At 71.4% G+C, this 19,760-nt stretch carries 11 protein-coding genes and 1 pseudogene; 3 read left to right on the forward strand and 9 right to left on the reverse strand.

The annotated features are described in order from the left end of the window. Nucleotides 1-65 precede the first annotated feature (65 nt). The 3 genes from ADK41_RS16860 to ADK41_RS16870 all read right to left on the reverse strand — a co-directional run bounded on the left by ADK41_RS16860 (nucleotide 66) and on the right by ADK41_RS16870 (nucleotide 10,324). The gene (locus ADK41_RS16860) at nucleotides 66-5,669 is read right to left on the reverse strand and encodes an Eco57I restriction-modification methylase domain-containing protein (RefSeq protein ID WP_037805117.1); all 5,604 of its coding nucleotides are present in this window, start codon (nucleotides 5,667-5,669) and stop codon (nucleotides 66-68) included. 85 nt (nucleotides 5,670-5,754) lie between these two features. Next, complete coding sequence (locus tag ADK41_RS16865) at nucleotides 5,755-8,823, reverse strand: DEAD/DEAH box helicase (protein WP_030834104.1); 3,069 nt, start codon at nucleotides 8,821-8,823, stop codon at nucleotides 5,755-5,757. A 112-nt stretch (nucleotides 8,824-8,935) separates the two neighbouring features. Further along, nucleotides 8,936-10,324, reverse strand: coding sequence for a serine/threonine-protein kinase (locus tag ADK41_RS16870; RefSeq protein WP_051843495.1), 1,389 nt, complete (start codon nucleotides 10,322-10,324; stop codon nucleotides 8,936-8,938). Between the two features lie 209 nt (nucleotides 10,325-10,533). Between ADK41_RS16870 and ADK41_RS16875 the strand changes: the two genes are divergently transcribed. Then, a complete protein-coding gene (locus ADK41_RS16875) occupies nucleotides 10,534-12,144 on the forward strand; it encodes a CBS domain-containing protein (RefSeq protein WP_030834109.1) in 1,611 nt (536 codons plus the stop codon). 132 nt (nucleotides 12,145-12,276) lie between these two features. Beyond that, nucleotides 12,277-14,064 (forward strand): DUF262 domain-containing protein, encoded by a 1,788-nt coding sequence (locus tag ADK41_RS16880; RefSeq protein WP_030834112.1) that lies wholly within the window; start codon nucleotides 12,277-12,279, stop codon nucleotides 14,062-14,064. Nucleotides 14,065-14,073: 9 nt separating this feature from the next. Here ADK41_RS16880 and ADK41_RS16885 read toward each other — a convergent pair whose 3' ends face one another. Beyond that, nucleotides 14,074-14,697 carry a histidine phosphatase family protein gene (locus ADK41_RS16885; RefSeq protein ID WP_030834115.1) on the reverse strand — a complete coding sequence of 208 codons (624 nt, stop codon included), beginning with the start codon at nucleotides 14,695-14,697 and terminating at the stop codon, nucleotides 14,074-14,076. A gap of 251 nt (nucleotides 14,698-14,948) precedes the next feature. Between ADK41_RS16885 and ADK41_RS16890 the strand changes: the two genes are divergently transcribed. Next, nucleotides 14,949-16,175: a cytochrome P450 gene (locus ADK41_RS16890; protein ID WP_030834119.1), complete on the forward strand. Its 1,227-nt coding sequence runs from the start codon at nucleotides 14,949-14,951 to the stop codon at nucleotides 16,173-16,175. Nucleotides 16,176-16,571: 396 nt separating this feature from the next. Here ADK41_RS16890 and ADK41_RS16895 read toward each other — a convergent pair whose 3' ends face one another. The 5 genes and pseudogenes from ADK41_RS16895 to ADK41_RS43205 form a co-directional block, all read right to left on the reverse strand. Next, a complete protein-coding gene (locus ADK41_RS16895) occupies nucleotides 16,572-17,834 on the reverse strand; it encodes a cytochrome P450 (protein WP_030834123.1) in 1,263 nt (420 codons plus the stop codon). Beyond that, the gene (locus ADK41_RS16900; protein WP_030834125.1) at nucleotides 17,831-18,448 is read right to left on the reverse strand and encodes a GTP-binding protein; all 618 of its coding nucleotides are present in this window, start codon (nucleotides 18,446-18,448) and stop codon (nucleotides 17,831-17,833) included. Before ADK41_RS16900 ends, ADK41_RS16895 begins: the two co-directional genes overlap by 4 nt. Continuing rightward, nucleotides 18,429-18,785 (reverse strand): DUF742 domain-containing protein, encoded by a 357-nt coding sequence (locus ADK41_RS16905; RefSeq protein ID WP_030834127.1) that lies wholly within the window; start codon nucleotides 18,783-18,785, stop codon nucleotides 18,429-18,431. Before ADK41_RS16905 ends, ADK41_RS16900 begins: the two co-directional genes overlap by 20 nt. Beyond that, nucleotides 18,782-19,201 (reverse strand): roadblock/LC7 domain-containing protein, encoded by a 420-nt coding sequence (locus ADK41_RS16910; RefSeq protein WP_199821949.1) that lies wholly within the window; start codon nucleotides 19,199-19,201, stop codon nucleotides 18,782-18,784. Before ADK41_RS16910 ends, ADK41_RS16905 begins: the two co-directional genes overlap by 4 nt. Before the next feature lie 139 nt (nucleotides 19,202-19,340). Beyond that, nucleotides 19,341-19,760 (reverse strand): annotated as a pseudogene (locus ADK41_RS43205) (ATP-binding protein); the annotation flags it as partial.

Raw genomic sequence — 19,760 nt, forward strand, 5'->3', positions numbered from 1 at the left:
ACGGTCGCGAGAGCCCTGCCGGTTCCTGTGGGACGGCAGGGCTCTCGTGTGCGCCGGGCGCCTGATCAGCTCTCGGCGCCTCCCGGAGGCCGGGTGTCACCGGGCTCCCAGCCGGCCTCGCGCAGGCGCCGCGTGAACTCGGCGTGAGCGGCACGCATCTCGGCCTTGCGGTTGGCTCGGTAGAGCGGGCCGGTGTAGCCGTCCGGCACCGCGTACTCCTCCGGGAAGCCCTCCGGCTTGCTCAACTGCTTCCAGGCGTCCTTGGGCTGTCCGTACCCGTACTGCTGGTGCGCCTTGGCGATACGGCGACCCGTGGCGTCGAACCACATGTTCTCCTCGTACTGCTGGAGCACGGGGAACCGGGCGTCGTACATGGCCACCAGCTCATCGGCGCTGATGCCGAGCCAGACGGCAACGAGGGCATCGATCTCCACGAGGGCCGCGCGGCGGATGAACTCCGTGCGGAGGGGGGTGTCGCAGGTCCAGGTATCCCCCACCCCTTCGGCAAGCGGGGGTGAGGCTTCGGGCCAAACCTCGGTGGCGGCCCAGGTGTCCTGCTGCCAGGTAAGGGTGTACAGCTCCTCCCAGAGGGGAGCGTAGGCGTTGGTCTGGCAATTGAGCCGGAGGGTACGGAGGAGGAGCGCCGGAGTAAGGGGATGACCGGAATTGGGGGCAGGAAACTTGACTGCCTCTCCAATTCGGAGGTGGCCAACGCCGTTAACGCGCAAGTAGTAGTCGCTAGGTAGCGCAGCCCACATCCCGGCGACAATCGCAGTCTCCCTACTACTCTTCAGTGCCATAGAATTGACCAGGTCTACATGGGTGGGACCGGCAGGCACAAGAGCGGAGATGAGACTCCGTTCCGTGTTCGATGCGATCATGACGCGCCAAGCCACCCGATAGAACTTCGAGTATGGCCGAAGGCTGACTTCACGCAGCAACGCCTCAACAGCCTTATCCAGATCCTCCCCATCCAGCTTGGGATCTGCCGCTTTGACATCCGCCTCCGCAGCGGCGACCGCCGCAGGATCGCCCCAAAGCTGCACAAGCCGGTCGTGGTCAACCCAGCGATCCTGATCGTCGACAAACCGTGAACGAGATCCCGTAGGTCGGTAGTTCGTACGCGGCACCGCGTCAACCGCTAGGTTCCGGTGGTCCCAAGCCTCATAGTCACGCATGCTCTTCGAGCCGCCCTCCGGCGGCTGCTTGTGGTACGGCGTGGCAACGTTGATCAGCGGCCCCTGGAGAATCACATCTTGCCAACTTTCAACGGGTGCCGGCGTCCACGTGAAGTAGCCCTTAGTGCGGTCATTCTTCTCATGGAAACCTGGGCTGATACGCGGCTTCATAGCCGCGAGCCGGTGCGGCCACTTCGCAAGCGTCCGAATGGCCGACTCCTCAGCCCGCGTCACGGGGTACAGGAGCTTGGCCTGCTCGACGGGCGGTGGGTTCTCCTCACCAGCCAGAGCACGCCACTCCCGAAGTCGCTCTTCGTTGACCGCGACGATCCTGTCGCGGTGTGGACGCAGGTCCCACTTGCCCCCGTCCTTCACGCCAGGCACAGGGCCCTCACCGTCGTGCCGCACAGACTTGACCAGCACGCTGGGATGAAGGAGCCAGCTCATGTGCTGGAAGCTGACGTCCTGGTCCTTGCCGTACACATTGACGCTGAAGTGACTGCTATTGCCCACCGGATTGGCGAAGATCAGCAGTTCGTTGGTGAAGTCCGCATGGAACCGCAAGTGTCGATAGGCCGCTTTGCGCAGCGCGCCTTCCTTTGCTCCCGTCAGGTGCGTGGACGGATGAATCAGCCCGGCCGTCCCCCGTTCACCGATAGCCCTCCACCCCAGCAACATGAACGCCCGATACAGATCCGGCTGTGTCCCCACCAGCTCGGGATAGGTATCCACCGACGCCAGGAACCCGGACACCGCCGCATGGCCCGCCAGCTCCCCCAGAAACGTCGACCGGACCCCGGGCCACTCCATGACCTCGACCTTGCGCTCGTCCCAGGCCTCATTGCTCGGTTTCTCCGCCAGCTCGAACCACGGCTCGAACTCGGCGAGGGCCCCGCTCTCCTTCCACTCCTGCTTGACCCACGGCGGGTTCCCCACCATCAGGTCGAAGCCGCCCTCCGCAAACACATGCGCGAAGTTCAACTCCCAGTGGAAGAACCCCCGTTCCTCAGCCATCCGCTCCACCACCTCGTACCAGGGGAACCTGTCACCGAGGTCGGTCGGCCTCGACCAGGCCGTGGCCTCGATCATCTTCCTGTTGAGTTCATGCTCCTTGTCGTCCAGCTCGTCCAGGCTCCGCACACCCTCGAAGGAGAGCAGCGAGGTCTGCCCTCCCTCTCCCGTGTCCACGTCCACGCTTCCCAGAACCGCTTCGGCGAACTCGATCCAGTCGTCGAGGGACTTGAGCGCGACCCGACGCCTCGGGTCGCCCTTCTTCAGGGCCGTGAGGTCCTCACCGTTCTGCCGGTAGTCGTCGTCCGACCCGTCCAGCTGGCCGATCTCCTCCAGCGGCCAGAACCACAACGCGCACCACGCGTCCATGACCTGCTTGAGCCGCCAGTAAGGCGTGCCCCTACGGTGCAGCGCTTCCACCACCGCGTCCCGGTCCATCGGCGCCCGACCACCCGAGCCCGATACCGTCCCCGGCCCCTGCCCGTCGCGCGGTATCACCGCACCCCACACGTCGACGTGCCGCGAGATCTCCTGCTCCGACAGCCGCAGCCGCATGACGACCAGGTCCCACAGGTACTCCACCCGCCGGGCGAGCCCGATCAGCCGCCCAGTCTGCGTCCGCTCCCCGGGCTCCCGGTCCTCGTCCTCCCGCACCGGGGCGGCGGCCTTCGCGCCGACACCGGCCCCGCCGGAGACGTCCAGCGAGGGCTGCTCCCAGACCTCAAGCCCGAGGTCGAACGCCCCCTGCCCCAGCCGCTGCTCGTCGGCCTCCGCCGCCAGTTGCTCCGCCGAAGGCGCCGCCTTCTTCTTCGACGCCGCCCTCTTCGGCTCCCCCTTGGGGTTGCGCCGCATCGCCGAGCGCCACTTGCGCAGCGCCTCGACCAGCTCGGGCTCGAGCCAGTCGACGACGTCGCCGTCGACCACGGCCTTCATGGTCTCCTCCGTCGTGCCCTTCTTCAGCGTGCGCAGGCCGACCTTCTCGCCGATCGAGCCCCAGCCCATCGCGGGCAGCAGGAACTGGTGCACTTCCCGGTGCTTCAGCGGCTCCCCGAGCGGGACGTGCCGGGGCTCGCGCGGGGCCTTCGACGTCAGCCACTCGCCCTTGCTGAGGCTGTTGCCGGGATACACCTTGCGCGAGGCGCCGACGAGCGAGTTGCCCCGGTGCAGGTGGAGGCCGTACCAGGGGGCCTTCATGCCCCGGTGCATGGTGTTCAGCCACAGCGAGATCTCCGCCAGCTCGACGGCCGTCTCGTTGAGGTCGACGCCGTACGCGTTGTGCAGGGCGATGTACGCCTTCACCTTCTGCAGCTCGCGCTGGTAGTCCTCGGGGTCGATCTCGACGCCCCGCTCGCGCTGGGCGAGCCGCAGGTACAGCTCGGCGAGCTGGTTGACGGCCTCGTTGAGGAACGCGCCGGAGCCGAGGGCCGGTTCGCACACCCGCCAGCGCAGCACGTCCGCCGCGTTCACCCACGCCTTCTCCGGCTCCCTGGGGTCGACCTCGCCCTTCTCGTCCAGGCGGAAGCGCAGGGTCTGCTCGACGGTGGCCTGGGTGAGGGACTCCGGCGTGTAGTAGGAGGCGCTGGTCTGGCGGTCGCGGCCGGCCAGACGGTACACGTACGAACCGACCTTGCGCGGGACCGGGACGCGTTCGTTGGTCTCGGGGTTGACCTCCGTCGCGACGAAGACGCTGTCGTCGGGGCCGTCCGGGTAGCGGCCGGAACGGACCTGGCTGGCCCGGATCAGCCAGGAACCGCCGCTCGGGTCACCGCCCTTGGCGACCTCGTACAGCGGCTCGTCGGCGATGAAGCCGGTGTACGACATCAGGCCCTCGTACACCGCGCCGAGGTGGTTGATGCTGAGGTTGGCGTAGGAGATGAAGCCGCCGCGCCCGCCGCGCCCGCGCCCCTCGACGACGGTCAGGTGGCGCAGCACCTGGTGCAGGACCTTGTTGCGCAGCCGCAGGTCCAGGCGGCGGGCCCCCTCGCGGACCGTGCCGTCGGGGGCCTTGTCGTCGGGGTGGACGATCACCTGGTCGACGAGCGCGATCGACTCCGGGTCGAAGAGCCGGGACTTCAGCGCCTCGATGCGGACGCCCTCGTAGCCGTCGTCCTCGGACAGCTCCACCGCGTCCACGTCCGGCGCTTCCCCGCCCGCGCCGGTCACGGCCGCCGCCGCCTCGCGCGAGGTGATCGTGTCCGCCGTCGGGTGGCCGGTGAAGACCTTCTCGAAGAGCAGGGCCAGGGAGTCGTGGAAGTGATGGCGGTCGCGGGAGGTGCTGGACAGCTTCTCCTGGACGGCCAGTTCGCGCAGCCGGGCCACGCTGTAGCCCTGGACGTACTCCTCGCTCCTCATCGGGAGGATGTCCAGCTCGGGGCGGGCCTCGGCGTAGAGGAGGAAGAGGATGCGGTACAGGTAGCGCAGCGACTCCTTGGTGAGCAGGCGCGGCAGCGCGTCCGGGTCGGCGAGCGGGCCCGGGAGCCACACGGGCAGGTCGTCGTGGGGGACGCCCTGGGCGCGCGCGAGGTCCAGGACCTCGTTGGCGATCAGCTGGACGGACGCCTTCAGGCCCTCGCGCAGGTCACCGGTCACGCCCACGGAGTGGTCGCGGGACTCCGCCACCAGCCGGGCGATGTCGTCGTCCCCGCCGTCCTCGGCCGGGCGCAGGGCCTGCGCACCGAACAGGGCGGCGATCACGTCGAGTTCGCCGGCGCTCGCGCCCTTGACGCCCTTGCGGGGCAGGGCGACCTCCAGGCTGACGGCGAGATGGCGTCCGCGGGCGAAGCTCTCGCGGTCGGCGAGGACCATGACCCCGCCGAACAGGAGCAGCGCGTAGCGGGGAGCGCCCTCGGCGGAGAGCAGCCAGGCGGCGAGGTCGGTGACCGTGGTGAGGGTCCTGCCGGAGGCCACGTGGACGGGCACGGACAGGCGGTTGGCGGAGCCGTCGCCGCGGGTGGCGCCGATGTCGTCGGCGAAGCCGCCGGTCAGGACGGCGACGCCCGGCTCGCTGTGGGCGACGGGCACCGCGACGGGACCGGCCGCGCCGTGCACGGTGAGGTGGCCGGGGCAGGGGGTGAAGCCCAGGGCCCTCAGCACCCGCTCGTGCCAGGCGTGCAGGTCCGCGCGCCACACCTCCTCCGGTCCGTCGCCGTACGCGCGCGGGGCGGGGGCGGGCTGGAAGGCGGGCGGTTCGTCGTCCGGGCCGGTGTGGTCCTTCAGCGTCTCGGTCGCCCGCTGCTGGGTGGCGACGGCCTCCTGGTCGGGCAGGACGTTGTACTTGTCCGCCTCGCCGCCCACGCCGAGGCGGACGTCCAGGTAGGGGCCGGTGAGGTCGCGCAGTCCCTGCCGGGGTGTGGGGCGGCCCTGGCGCTCCTCGGCCGCCCACTCTTTCAGGCGGCCGGTCTTCAGCTGCTTGGGCAGGATCTCGTCCAGGTAGAAGGACGGGAAGTACTCACCCTCGTTGATCAGAGCGTCGAACTTCACGCTTACTGCTCCTGCCGGATCGCTTCGGGGACGGGATGCGCGGGGTGCCGGGGGCCCACGGGTGCAGGGGGACGGGCGGCGGTGGTCATGAGCTCGGCTCCAGGACGGCGAGGACGCGCACCATCGGGTCGCCGGTCGTGCGCAGCCGGGCCGCCGCCTCCTCCAGGTTCTCGGCGGCGCGCTCGCGCGCGGTGTGCCCGCCGGTGAAGCCGGGCAGCTTCTGCTCCAGCCAGCGGCCGACCTTCGCCTCGTAGGCGCGCAGCGGGCGGTCGATGTGCTCCTCCGCCTCCTGCCGGCGCCGGTCCATCTCGCGGCGGGTGGCTTCGACGGCGGCCGGCACGTACCGCTGGAGCGCGGCCGGGTCGCCCGCGGCGAAGTGGTCGGGCATGGACGGGCCCAGGCCCAGGTCGGCGAGGAGGGGCCGGGTCAGCTCCCGGAGCCTGGGCTCCTCGCCGGGCCGGTCCAGGCGGTCGACGGCGAGCCAGGCCACGACCGTCGGGCGGCCGTCCCGGTTGGACCACACGCCCTGGGTGAGGAAGACGGGCTCGGGCACGCGGGCGCTGTCCACCTGCATCACCAGGGCCTGCTGGCGGCCCAGCTGGACCAGGACCTTGTCGCTGATCCACTCCAGGACCGGGTGCAGCTCGCCGACGTAGTGGGCGTCCGGCCACAGCGACGGGGAGTCGGCGTCCTCGCGGGCCCGGCGCAGGGAGTCGGCCGCGTCCTCGCGGTCGAAGGTGAGCTTCATGCGGCGGGTGATGCCGTGGTCGCGCAGGTAGCCGGCGGGCAGGACGTCGAGCCGGTCGGCGAGGTCCTCGGGAGTGTCGAAGCTGAGGTCGGTGCCGTGCACGGTGGTGTCCAGGCGGAACGCCTCCAGGTCGGCGAGCTCCTCCAGGCCGGTGAGGACGTAGTCGCGGCGGTCCGTGAACAGGCGCAGTTCCTCGACGGTGCGGACGGGGGCGCGGGCCGCGCCGTCCTCGGCCGGAGCGGTCCCGGTGGATGCCTGCGGGGTGCCGGACCCGCCGTCCACGGCCTCCGGGGCGTCGTCGAAGTCGAAGCCGATGTCGAGGTCCTCGTCGTCGTACGCGTCCGTGCCGGTGCCCGTGCCGAACTCGGCGTTCAGCTGCTGCGCGAGGGGCAGGCCGTCGGGCAGCTCGCCCTCGTCGAGGGCGTCGAGGGTCTCCGGGGCGACGGTCTGGAGCGCGTCCACGGCCGGCTGCGGCGCCTCGCCCCGGAACAGCGCCTCCATGACGCGCTTCTCCTCCAGGTCGGCGTCATTGTCCTTCGTCGCGGCCTCCACGGCACCGAGGACCTGGTGCACCCGCTCCTCGCGGGCGAGGACCTTCTCGGCGATGTCCGTGTCGTCCAGGGCTCCCTCCACCGCCGACCGGAGGATCATCGCGCGGAACTCCGGCGGCTCGGTCTGCCCGTACCGGTCGATGCGGCCGTTGCGCTGCTCGACCCGGATCAGGCTCCAGGGCAGGTCCCAGTGGATGAGATGGTGGCACTGGCGGTGCAGGTTGACGCCCTCGGAGGCGCCGTCGCCGGTGAGCAGCAGCCGCACGTCGCTGCCCGCGCGGGCGAACTCGTCGACGTACTCCATCTGCACCCGGTCGGAGGTCCCGGAGCCGCTGTACATGACCTTGACCGCGGCCTTCGCCTCGTCGCCGGCCGTCCAGCCGAGCAGGGGCGGGAGCACCTCGCCGAGCCAGTCGAGGGTCTCGCGTCGTTCGGAGAAGACGACCGCGCGGGTGGGGCTGCCCGCCTTCACTCCGATGCGGCGCAGTTCCTCCACCAGTCCGGCCAGCTTGGAGGCGGCGGCCGGGTCGCCGTCCCCCGCGCCCGCCCGCTCGATCGCGCGGGCCAGCTCCATCAGGCGCAGCAGGGAGGCGGCCTCGGGGGTCGTCGCGGCGACGCCGGTCGGCGGGTCGTCGGTGATGCGGTGCCGCGGGGGCAGGACGTGCCCGGTGCGGGTGAGCCGCTGGCGGGCGGTGGCGAACAGGGCGCGGTGGGAGGACAGGAAGGACTTGAGCAGGACGTAGGGGAAGAGCCGGTCCTCGGTGGCGGCCCGCTGCTCGCGCCGCTTCAGCCAGTGCTCGGCGAGCTCCGCGAAGACCTGCTCCTCCAGCTCGTTCGCCCGGCACCGCACGGGGTGGGAGCCGCCGCGCGGCGCCCAGTGGTCCTTGAGCTGCTCCGCCACCTCGGCGCTGACCTTGGTGCGGCGCAGCATGAGGTGTTCCAGCTCCTCCGCCTTCGGCCGGCTCGGGTCCTCGACCGCCATCGGGTCGAGGAGGCGGATCAGGCCGGTGAAGGCGGGCATCTCGCCGTTGTGCGGAGTGGCGCTGGCCAGGATCAGCGCGTCGGTGCGCTCGGCGAGGAGGTCGGCGAGGGCGCGGCGGTCGCTGCCCTGGTTGATCAGGTTGTGGGACTCGTCGATGACGACCGCGTCCCAGTGGATGTGCTCCAGCCACGGGCGGTAGCGCCGGGGGTTCTTGAGCGTGTCCATGGAGATGATCACGCGCTTGTAGTAGGTGAACGGGTTGCGGCCCGCCGGGATCTTCCGTTCGATGCGGGCGATGCCCGCGCTGTCGAGCCGGACCAGCGGCAGGGAGAACCGCGTCCACATCTCGTGCTGGAACTGTTCCAGGACGGGCGCGGGCGTGACGACCAGGATGCGCTCGCCGCGGCCGCGGCGGATCAGCTCGCCGAGCAGCACCCCGATCTCCAGGGTCTTGCCGAGCCCGACCACGTCGCCGATCAGCAGCCGGGGGCGCAGCGGGTTGGCGAGGGCCTTCTCGGCGGGCCGCAGCTGGTAGTCCATGCGGTCCAGGAGGAAGCCGTCGGTCAGCGCCAGGCGCCGCTCCCGCTGCGGCAGCGGGGTCTTGCGCAGCACGGCCTCCAGGAAGAGGCGGCCGCGCCGGAAGTGCGGCGAGCCGTCGGCGATGAGCTCGGTGTCCTCGGGGCGCAGGACGCGGGGCCGGTCCATCGTGGGCGCCAGGAACCGGGCCTCCTGCCCGCGCACCAGGTCGGAGGCGCCGACGGCCTCGATCAGGTACTCGCCGGGGCGGACCTGCCTGCTGGTGCGGACCATCCACTCCTCGTCCCGCACCTCGATCACCGTGCCGGCGGGCGGAGGGCCGTCGGGTGCAGGCATGAGGGGTCCTTTCGGGTGGTTCCGGGCGTCGTCGAGGGTAGCGCCGTGGCGGTGGGTGCGGGACGGCGCGGTCGGGTCCGTGGTGCGGCCGGTCACGGACCGGCGCGGGTGGTTACAGGTCCCCGCGGTGCGCGTAGCGCTCGCGGAGGCGGTCGGCCACGCGCTGCGCGGCCCGGGGAGGGGCCTGCGGAACGCTCGGGGCGGTGACCTCCTGCTCTGTCGCGTCCCGCTCCTCCGGCTGCGGGTCGGGGAGGGGGTAGCTGGTGGGGACGGGAGGGGGACCGTCGCCGGGCTCGGCCCGCGGAGCCGGTGGCGCGGGCTCGGCGGGGCCGGGTACGGGCACCGGATCGACGAGGGTCGGCGTGTAACCGCCGGGCCCTCCTGGTCCGTCGGCGGCGTCGGCCGCCCGCTCGATCTCGTCCGTGTCCACGAGGCCGTAGAAGCCGGGGTCGTCATCGGCCCAGGGGGCGTCCGGGGCCGCGCCCTCGTCGACCGCCTTCTGGGCCAGCTCCCGGACCGCCGGGTCGGCACGGTCGGCGAGCGCGTGCGGCGGCAGTCGCGGCGTCAGTCCCGAGGCGGCGACGCGGGCCCGGAGCTGTTCCACGGCGGCATCGAGCGTCAGACCCGCGTCGGCGAGCAGGGTGAACAGGCTCTCCTGCACGCCGTCGAGCCGCGGGCGCTGGGAGGGACTGGCGACGAGCACCTGGGCGAGCAGGGGCAGGAAGTCCAGACCGACGCCGTCCCACTTGGGCGGGGACATCAGCGGCATGAGCGGATACGGCGGCCGGCCCGTCAGCGCGTAGAAGAGGGTGGCACCCAGGGCGTACACGTCGGCGGACTCCTCGACGTGCTTGGTGTCCCTGAGCTGCTCGACGGGCATGTAGGGGCGCGTTCCCATGTGGTCGCCGGTCCGGGTGAGCGCCTGGCTGGAGCGCCGCTCGGTCAGCACCGCCAGACCGAAGTCCAGCACCACCGGGCCGTCCGGGCCGAGCACCACGTTGCTGGGCTTGAGGTCGCGGTGCAGCAGTCCCGTCCCGTGGATCGCGCGCAGGGCGTCCACCAGGGCCAGGCCCAGCGCCGCGTACGGCCCGACGTCGAGGGGGCCGGACTCCTTCACCAGGGTGTGCAGGGAGGGTCCCGCGACGTAGTCCATGGCGAACCACGGCTCGGCGGCCTCCGGGTCGGCCGCGCGCAGGGCCGGAACGCGGTCGCTGACGACCGCGCGGACGGCGTCCACCTCGCGTGCGAACCGTTGGCGGGCCTGCGGTTCGTCCAGCAGGTGCGGCTGGATCATCTTGATCACGACGAGCCGTGCCGGGTCGGCCTCCCCGTCGTCGTCGGACTCGACCAGACGGTAGGCCGCGGCCAGCTCGTCCGGGAGGCCCTCCAGCGGGATCCTGCGGGCCAGGTAGGCGACGCCCATGCCCCCGGCGCCGAGCCGGGCGAGCAGTTCGAACGGCCCCACCACGCGCGGGTCGGCATCGGTGTCCAGCGGCTTCATCGGCGCTCTCGTACCCCCAACGCTCCGGTCACGGCCTTCACCCCGGCCCCATTGCCGCCGCACAGTCTACGACTGTGGCGAAGCCCACACGGACGGCTGAAAATCATCGCCGAAGGGGCTGAAGTGACGTCTGTTCAGAAAGGGTTGCCGCATGGTGACTTTGAGTCCCGGCACTGATCACGTGCCGTGTGCTCACGGGGAGGAGAGGTATGCGGGCCTGGGTCGTGCGTGCGGGAGAGAACGGGGAGCGGGAGCGGGCCGCCCTGGAGGAGGGCGTTCTCGTCGTCGGGTGGGACAGGCTCGCCATGGGCGACCTCGCCGGCGCCGCCACCCGTGACGACATCAGGGCCGCCGTCGCCGCCGCCTACCCCGACGAGGGCCCGTACACGATCGGGAACTGGACCGGCCAGCTCCACCGTTTCGTCCACGAGATCCGGTCCGGCGACCTCGTCGTCCTGCCGCTGAAGTCCTCGCGGGTGGCCATCGGGCAGGTGACGGGCGGCTACGAGTACCGGACGGAAGCCGCCGAGGGGATGCGGCACTCCCGGCGGGTGGAGTGGATCGTCGAGGACCTCGACCGGCAGGAGATCCAGTCCGATCTGCTGGACAGCCTGGGCTCCCTGCTGACCGTCTTCGAGATCAGCAGGTTCGGCGCGGCCGAACGCGTGGCCGCGCTGGCCGAGGGGAAGCCCGACCCGGGCCGGCCCGACGCCGACGAGTTCGCCGCGACCCTGACCGAGCCCACGAAACTGTACGAAGAGGTGCGCCGACGCGGCGACGTCGAGCCACTGACCCTGTCCATCCGGGACTTCCTGGCCGTATGGGGTGTCCAACGGCGCTCTCCGGCGTCCACGGAACAGATCAAGAACGACCTGAGGGAGCGGGGTCTGGTCACCGTCCCGCCCTTCACCGAAGGCACGCTGGACAGCAGGATCGCGGTGCTGGCGGGAGGCGCCGAGCCGGACGAGTCGGGCACGAGCGCGGTGAGCAGGCTGTCGAGCGGCGAGCTGACGGCGGCGCTGCACGACCTCGCGGCCGAGATCACGACCGACGCGGCCGCATTCGTCGGCCTGCTCGACGAGGAGGCCGAGGCGCAGGCCGTCGCCTACCGGGTGAGCAACCTTGAGTCCGCGAACCGCATGCCCGAGTGCGTGCGCGTCGGCGACACCATCGAGACCGCCACGACGCTCATGGTGCTGCGCGGCTACAGCCAGCTCCCCGTTCTCGACGCGGACGGACGGCTGCGCGGCGTCGTCAGCTGGGAGTCGATCGGGCGCGCCCGGATGGCCGACCCCACCGCCGGTCTCCAGGCCGCGACGGTGCGGGGACAGGAGGCGGACGGCTCGGACGACCTGCTCGACTGGATCGGGACCATCCAGCAGTCCGGACACGTCGTCGTCCGCGACCACGACCACAAGGTCTGCGGCCTGATCACCGCCTCCGACCTGACGGTCCAGTTCGGCACGCGCGTGCGTCCCTTCGTCCTGGTCGAGGAGATCGAGCAGCGCCTGCGCCGTGTGGTGGACCGGTGTATTCCCCTCGAACGCATCAGAGCCACCGTCCCGCGCGGACGCGCCGCCCAGGTGCGCTCCGCCGCCAACCTCACCTTCGGGGCGTACAAGCACCTGCTCAGAGTGCCGGAGAACTGGGCCGCCCTGGGATGGGGCATCGACCAGGAACACTTCCTGGCCGCACTGGAGGAATGCCGCACCTTCCGCAACGACCTCATGCACTTCAGTCCGGATCCGGTGACCGAGGACCAATTGAGGCCCGCGCAGGGATTGCTGGAACTGCTGCGCTCGCTCGACCCACAGATCTGACCGAGCCCGTTCCTCCGTGACCCGGACTTGGGCGCGTGAGGACTCGATGGGCTGGAAATCTCCGAATCGCACGAATCCTCACCCTGGCGGATCGCTACGGTGAGGGCCGATAACACGAGGTGAGGGAGGGCCATGCGGGCGGACACGGTCGACCTGCGGCGCATCTTCGGCAAGGACGTCCGGTACACGGTGCCGCTGTTCCAACGGCCCTACGTCTGGAATCGCGACGACAACTGGTCCGCCCTCTGGGAAGACATCCGCCGCACGATCGAGCGGGCCGAGCAGGCCGGGCGCACCGGGGACACGGTGGCGCCCCACTTCCTCGGCGCGGTGGTCTTCGACGAGACGCCCTATCTGTCGTCGAACCTGGAGACCCGGCAGGTCATCGACGGCCAGCAGCGGTTGACCACACTCCAACTGTTCCTGTTCGCAGCCCGGTTGTCGGCCACGTCGCTCGCCCACGAGCGGTCCGTAAGGCTGTTGAGGAAGTTCCTGGAGAACGACGAAGACCTGTTCGACCGGAACAAGAACCCCGATCACCTCTACAAGGTCTGGCCGACGAATACCGATCGCGCCGAATTCAGGGCCGTGATGCAGGACCGGCCCGGTGACGGACGGCTGGCCGAAGCCGTCACCTACTTCCGGAAGGAGATCGACGCCTGGCTCGCCGAGGCACCCGAGCCCCACGAACGTCTGGACACACTGGTCCAGACGATGCGGGAGCATCTGCGCCTCGTCGTCATCGACCTGGAGAAACACGACGACGCGCAGGTCGTCTTCGAAACGCTCAACAGCCGCGGCACACCGCTGGCCCACGCGGACCTGATCAAGAACCTGCTGTTCCGCAACGCCGAGCACGCCGGCGCCGACGTCGACCGGCTCTACGCCACCTACTGGGCTCCTTTCGACCAGGACGAGTGGCGCACCGAACAGACCACCGGCCGTATCACGCGCAGCCGCCTCGACGTCTTCCTGACCTACTGGCTCACGATGCGCAGCCGACGCGAGTTCACCGCCTCCGCCCTGTTCAAGGAATTCGAGCGCTGGCTGCTCAAGTCGTCCGCCCCCACGGAAGAGGTGTTCGGCGAGCTCGCCCGGTACGCCGAGATCTACGACGGCATCGACCAGCACCCCCTGCACGGGGTCGAAGGCCGGTTCCTGTACCGGATGAAGGTCATGCAGACGTCGACGCCGATGCCTCTGCTACTCTACCTCTACGGGCTGGGTGACGACGTGCTGCCTCCGGAGCGGCGGCGGCGGGCGATCCTCAACCTCAGCAACCGCGACTACAACCACGTCTTCCGCGAGCTCGTCGGGGCGGCGGCGCAGCAGCCCCCATGCGCGGACGAAGGCATCATCAAGGCGCTGTCGGCCTTGCAGGGCCATCATCGGCAGTGGCCCACCGACGCCGAGTTCCGCGCCGCGCTCGAGCAGGATCCGCTGTACTCGCGTCTGTACCGCCACCGGGTCCGCGTCCTCCTGGAGGCGCTCGAGGACGAGCTGCGCACCGACCACACCGAACAGCTCACCGCACCGGTCGGAGAACACGTCGGCACGAAACTGACGATCGAGCACGTCATGCCCCAGAGCTGGCGCGACCACTGGCCCCCGCTCGACGACGACCCCCTCGAGGGCGCCGACCGCGACGAACTGGTTCACACCCTGGGCAACCTGACCCTGGTCACGGCCCGCCTGAACCCGGCTCTGGGCAACATGCCCTGGCAGGACAAACGGCAGTGGCTCGGCAAGCACAGCCTCCTGCGGCTCACCCACGGAACCCTGCTCAACCCTCCGCCCACCGTCGACGCCGGTGACTGGGCCGACGGCTGGGACGAAGACCGCATCCGCTCGCGCGGAAGTTACCTGGCTTCTCTGTCCCTGCACATCTGGCCGTCAGGGGACGACCTGCTCGCAGGCTGAGCGGACTCGTCAGATGTGCGGCTCCAGGTCGAAGCCCGTCCAGCGCAGTTCGGCGGGCAGGTGGCGCATGTCGTTGGAGACGAGGAGGGAGGCGGGCCGGCCGGGGGCGTAGCGGATGACGGTGAGCGCCGCGTTGCCGTGGTTGAGGCCGAGCCAGCGCCACTTCGGCGCGTGCAGGGCGTCCCGGACGAGCCAGGCCACCAGGAAGTTATGGGTGACGACGAGTTCGTGCCGATCCTGCTCCCCCTCCACCGGCCCGGTGAACAGGTCCAGCGCCCGGCGGGCCAGCACGGGTCCGTTCCTCCGCTCCTCGTCCGTCGTGTCGGCGAGGAAGCGGAGGTAGAGGTCCGCCGATTCGGGCGGCAGCTCGCCCTTGTCCGGCAGGTGGGGCACGTAGTCACCGGCGACGTCCGAGGCGCGCAGGGGGACGTCCTCCAGCTGGGCGCCGATCAGGCGTGCGGTCTGCTCCGCCCGCGGCAGGGGGCCGTGGTGAACGGCGGCGAGGGGGACGTCCCGGAGGCGTCGACCGAGCAGGGTGGCCTGCCGTCGGCCGGCCTCCGTCAGCCCGCTCCCGTCCGGTGACGCCTCGCCGTGCCGGGCGAGGTAGAGGTGACGGGTGGCCGTGCCGGTCATCGTGAGCTCCTCCGTGTCCACCAGCAGTCTTGTGCATCGGTGGACGCCGGCCCCGGGGCGCCGGTTCCCCCCGTCCGTCGCCGTGTCAGGTCGGCCCGGGGTGGTTCCTCCCTCGCGGACGGCGCCCACGAGGGACGGTTTTCGGTCAATGACCGCGTGCCGGGGCGGTCGGTGTCCCGGCCGCCCTGTTGTGGTTGACAGTTGATCAATAACCTTGCGGGGTACACGAAATGACGAGCGCAGGGAGCTCCATGTCCACCGCCCAGCAGGTGCCCGACATCCTCTCGCCCGAGTTCGCGGCCGACCCCTATCCCGCCTACCGGGTGATGCGGGAGACCGCGCCCCTCATCTGGCACGAGGCGACGAAGAGCTACATCGTCTCGCGCTACGAGGACGTGGAGCGCGTCTTCAAGGACAAGGCCGGGGAGTTCACCACCGACAACTACGCCTGGCAGCTCGAGCCCGTGCACGGCAAAACGATCCTGCAGCTCAGCGGGCGGGAGCACGCCGTGCGCCGGGCCCTGGTCGCGCCCGCCTTCCGCGGCAGCGACCTGGAGCGGAAGTTCCTGCCGGTCATCGAGCGCAACTCCCGCGAGTTGATCGACGGCTTCCGGCACACCGGCTCCGCCGACCTGGTCGCCGACTACGCCACCCGCTTCCCGGTCAACGTCATCGCCGACATGCTGGGCCTGGACAAGGCCGACCACCCCCGCTTCCACCGCTGGTACACGGCCGTCATCGCCTTCCTCGGGAACCTGTCGGGCGACGCCGAGGTGACGGCGGCGGGCGAGCGGACCCGGGTGGAGTTCGCCGAGTACATGCTGCCGATCATCCGGGAGCGCCGCGAGAACCCGGGCGACGACCTGCTGTCCGTGCTGTGCGCCGCCGAGGTCGACGGGGTGCGGATGAGCGACGAGGACGTCAAGGCGTTCTGCAGCCTGCTGCTCGCCGCCGGCGGCGAGACCACCGACAAGGCCATCGCCGGCATCTTCGCCAACCTGCTGCGCCACCCCGACCAGCTCGCCGCCGTCCGCGCGGACCGCTCGCTGATCCCGCGCGCCTTCGCCGAGACCCTGCGGTTCACCCCGCCCGTCCACATGATCATGCGGCAGTCGGCGACGGAGGTGGAGCTCAGCGGCGGCACCGTGCCCGCGGGCGCCACGGTCACCTGTCTGATAGGCGCCGCCAACCGCGACGAGCGCCGCTACGCCGATCCCGACCGCTTCGACGTCTTCCGCGACGACCTGACCACCACGACGGCCTTCTCCGCCGCCGCCGACCACCTCGCGTTCGCGCTCGGCCGGCACTTCTGCGTCGGCGCGCTGCTGGCCAAGGCGGAGGTGGAGATCGGCGTCGGCCAGCTCCTCGACGCCATGCCGGACCTGCGTCTCGCCGACGGGTTCGAGCCGGCCGAGCAGGGCGTGTTCACCCGCGGACCGCAGAGCCTGTCGGTGCGGTTCACCCCCGTGCAGGACTGACCCCCACGAGCGGTCCGCGCGGGCGCGGGCCGTGCCGGCCGGTACGGGCCAGGCCGTGCCGGTACGGGCCGTGCCAAGCCGTGCTGGTCACGACCGGTGTGGGCCGGTATCGGCTGTGCCGGACCGCACCGTGCCAGGCCGGTACCGGGCCGGTGCGGGCCAGGCCGTGCCGGTGCGGGCCGTGCCGGTGCGGGCCGTGCCGGTGCGGGCCGTGCCAAGCCGTGCTGATTACGGGCCGGTATGTGCCAGGCCGGTACCGGGCCGGTGCGGGCCAGACCGTGCCGGTACGGGCCCTGCCGGTACGGGCCTGCCACCGTACCGGCCCGCCCCTTCCCGCTCCCCGGCCCGCCGGTCCGCGCCGTGGTCCGGGCCCCGCCGGGGGCCCGGACGCCCGGGCTACCGCACCACGGGCGTGAACCGCACCGGGAGCGAGGACAGCCCCCGCATCCAGATCGACGGCCGCCAGGTCAGTTCCTCCGGGTTCACGGCCAGTACCAGGTCGGGCAGCCGCTCCAGCAGCGTCTCGACCGCCGTCCGCGCCATCACGTCCGCCAGCAGCGGCGCCGGGTACGGGCAGCGGTGCTCGCCGTTGCTGAACGACAGGTGCGCGGCGTTCTCCGCGCCCACGTGCCCCTCCGGCCAGATCTGCGGGTCGGTGTTGGCCGCGGCCAGCCCCAGCACCAGGCAGTCGCCGGCCCTGATCTGCCGGCCGCCCAGCTGGACGTCCCGCACCGCCCACCGCCCGATGAAGTTCTGCGTCGGCGTGTCCAGCCACAGCACCTCGTTGAGCGCCTCGCCCACGCTGAGCCGGCCGCCCGAGACGTTCACGGCGAACCGCTCGTCCGTCAGCAGCAGGCGCAGCGTGTTGCAGATCCAGTTCGCCGTCGGCTGCTGCGCCGCCGCGATCACGGAGATCAGGTCCTGGACGACCTCCTCGTCCGTGAGGCCGGCCGGGTGGGTCAGCATGCGCGAGGTGACGTCCGGGCCGGGGGCGGCCCGCTTGTCCTCCACCAGCCGCCGCAGCCGCTCGCCCACGCGCCCGTACGCCGCCACCGGGTCGTCGCCCTCCCCCGCGTCCAGGGAGATCCGCAGGTCGTCGACGAGCCGGCGGGTGTCCTCGCCCGAGGTGGGCATCCCGCACAGCTGCACCACGGTGCGCATCGGCAGGGCGTGCGCGTAGTCGGCCATCAGCTCCGCCTGGCCGCTGCCGGCGAACCGGGCGATGAGGTCGTCGGCGATCAGCAGGCAGTCGTGGGACAGCTCGAACTGGTCGACGCCCTCCAGCGCCTCGGTGATCACCCCGGCCCGCCGCCGGTGCTCCTCGCCCTCGGCGAACAGCACCGACGGCTGGTACCCGACGAAGGGCAGCAGCGGCCAGTCCTGCGGGATGTTCTCCCACTGGTTCCAGCGCCGCGAGTCCCGTGCGAACAGCTCGTCGTGGCTGGTCACGTACGTGACCTCGGAGTAGCCCAGCACCAGCCAGGCGGGGATGCCGCCGTCGAGCAGCACGGGCGCGACGGGGCCGTGCTCCCTGCGCAGCGCGCGGTAGAGCTGCGACGGCGTCTGCTGGTACTCGAGTCCCGTCAGGGGCACCGCGCCGGCGTGGGCGGGACATCCCGGGGGCGCCGGGTGCGCGTAGGGGCCGCCGGGGTCGGTCACAGTGTCGCCTCCTCGGCGATGGCCATGGCGTGGAGGTGGTTCACGAGGGTGATCAGGACGTCCTTGCCGGAGTGCCGGACCCGTGCGTCGCAGTCGACCATCGGCACGTGGGCGGGCAGGGCGAGGGCCTGGCGTATCTCGTCCAGGGAGTACCGGTCGGTGTCGTCGTCGAACCGGTTCACGGCCACCACGAAGGGCGTGCGGTGGTGCTCCAGCCGGTCGATCGCGTACCAGGAGTCGTCCATCCGGCGCGTGTCCACGAGGACCACGGCGCCCAGCGTCCCCGAGAACAGCCTGTCCCACAGGAACCAGAAGCGCTCCTGGCCGGGCGCCCCGAACAGGTACAGCACCATGCGGTCGTTGAGGCTGATCCGCCCGAAGTCGAAGGCGACCGTCGTGGTGGTCTTCGACGTCACCGCGCCGGTCTCGTCGACGCCCACGCCGGCCTGGGTCATCACCTCCTCGGTGTTGAGCGGCCGGATCTCGCTCACGGAGCGGACCAGGGTCGTCTTGCCGACGCCGAAGCCGCCCACGACGACGATCTTCAGACCGGTCTCCGCGGTGTCGTTCAGCGGTGTGCGGTGGGTGGGCAGCTCAGAGGTTGCGGAGCCCATGGAGCACCTCTTGGAGTAGGGCGGAATCAGGCAGGGAGGCGACGGAGGGCGCCGCGCGCGGGTGGCGGGCGGTGATGCGGCCGGTGTCCAGCAGGTCGCCGAGCAGGATCCGCACCACCATGACCGGCAGCCCGAGCTCCGCGGCGATCTCGACGACGGCGACGGGGTGCCGGCACAGCTCCAGGATCCGGGCGTGCTCCGACTGCATCCCCGGCACCGGTCCGCTCTCGCTGACGATGAGGGTGACCAGGTCGAAGGACTCGTCGGCGCGGCTGCGTCCACCGGTGACGGTGTAGAGCCGGTCCGGGGCGCCCGTGTCGACGGGTTTGCGCGTCACGACGTGCCGCTCCCCCCGGACCGGTCCCGCGGCTCGGCCCGCAGGTGCTCGCCGATCTGCTCGACCAGCTCCGTCATCTGGTGGCCGACCACTCCGGGGTCGGCGTCCTCCCGGGCGACGACGGCGAGGTGCGCCCCCTCGCCGGCCTCCACGATGAACAGCAGGCCGCCGTGGAACTCGGTCATCGACTGCCGGACGCCGCCGGTGCCGTCGCCGAACTCCATGGAGGCCCCTTGGGCGAGGGCCTGGATGCCGGAGCAGATCGCCGACAGCTGGTCGGCCCGGTCGAGCGTCAGGTGCTCGCTCCAGCAGAGCTTCAGGCCGTCCCGGGACAGGACCAGGGCGTGACGTGCGCCGGGGGTCTGTTCCAGGAGGCCGTGCAGGAGCCAGCTGAGGCTGTTGTCGGTGGTCTGCATGATGGGTGATGGGACGGTGGTGTCCGGCTGACCGGTCACCGGCCCGTTCCTCCTATCTCACGAGCTCGAGCGGGAAGGGGCGCCGTCGCCCCGGACTCCGTACGGGAAGGGGGCCGGCGCCGCACGGGAAGGGGTGGGTCTACGGGGCGGCGGGCGGCTCCGAGCCGGGACGGGCGGCCGGCCCGGGGTTGCCGTTGCCGGACTGCCGTGCGCGGTGGAAGGCGCCGAACCGCGAGCCCGCGTCGCGGGCCGGGCGCCGCGTCGACGCCGTGTCGCCGGACTGGGCGGACGCGGACTGGCGCTGTTCGCGTTCGCGCTCCGCCTCGGCCATGGTGCGGCCGGGGGCCCGCACCGGCAGACCGTTCGGCGTGGTGCCGTCGGGCCGCCGGTGCCGTCCCGGTTCGGGCAGCTCGGGCAGCTCGGGCAGTTCGGCGCGGGCGGCGGGGCGCCCGGTGGCCGGGGGCGGCGCCGCGGCCGCGGGACGGGCGGCGGGGCCGGGCAGTTCGGGCCGGGCGGCGGAGTGTCCGTCGGCCGGGGGCAGTGCCGCGGGGGCGGGGCG

It is taken from the genome of Streptomyces caelestis, assembly GCF_001279005.1.
GTDB lineage: Bacteria > Actinomycetota > Actinomycetes > Streptomycetales > Streptomycetaceae > Streptomyces > Streptomyces heliomycini.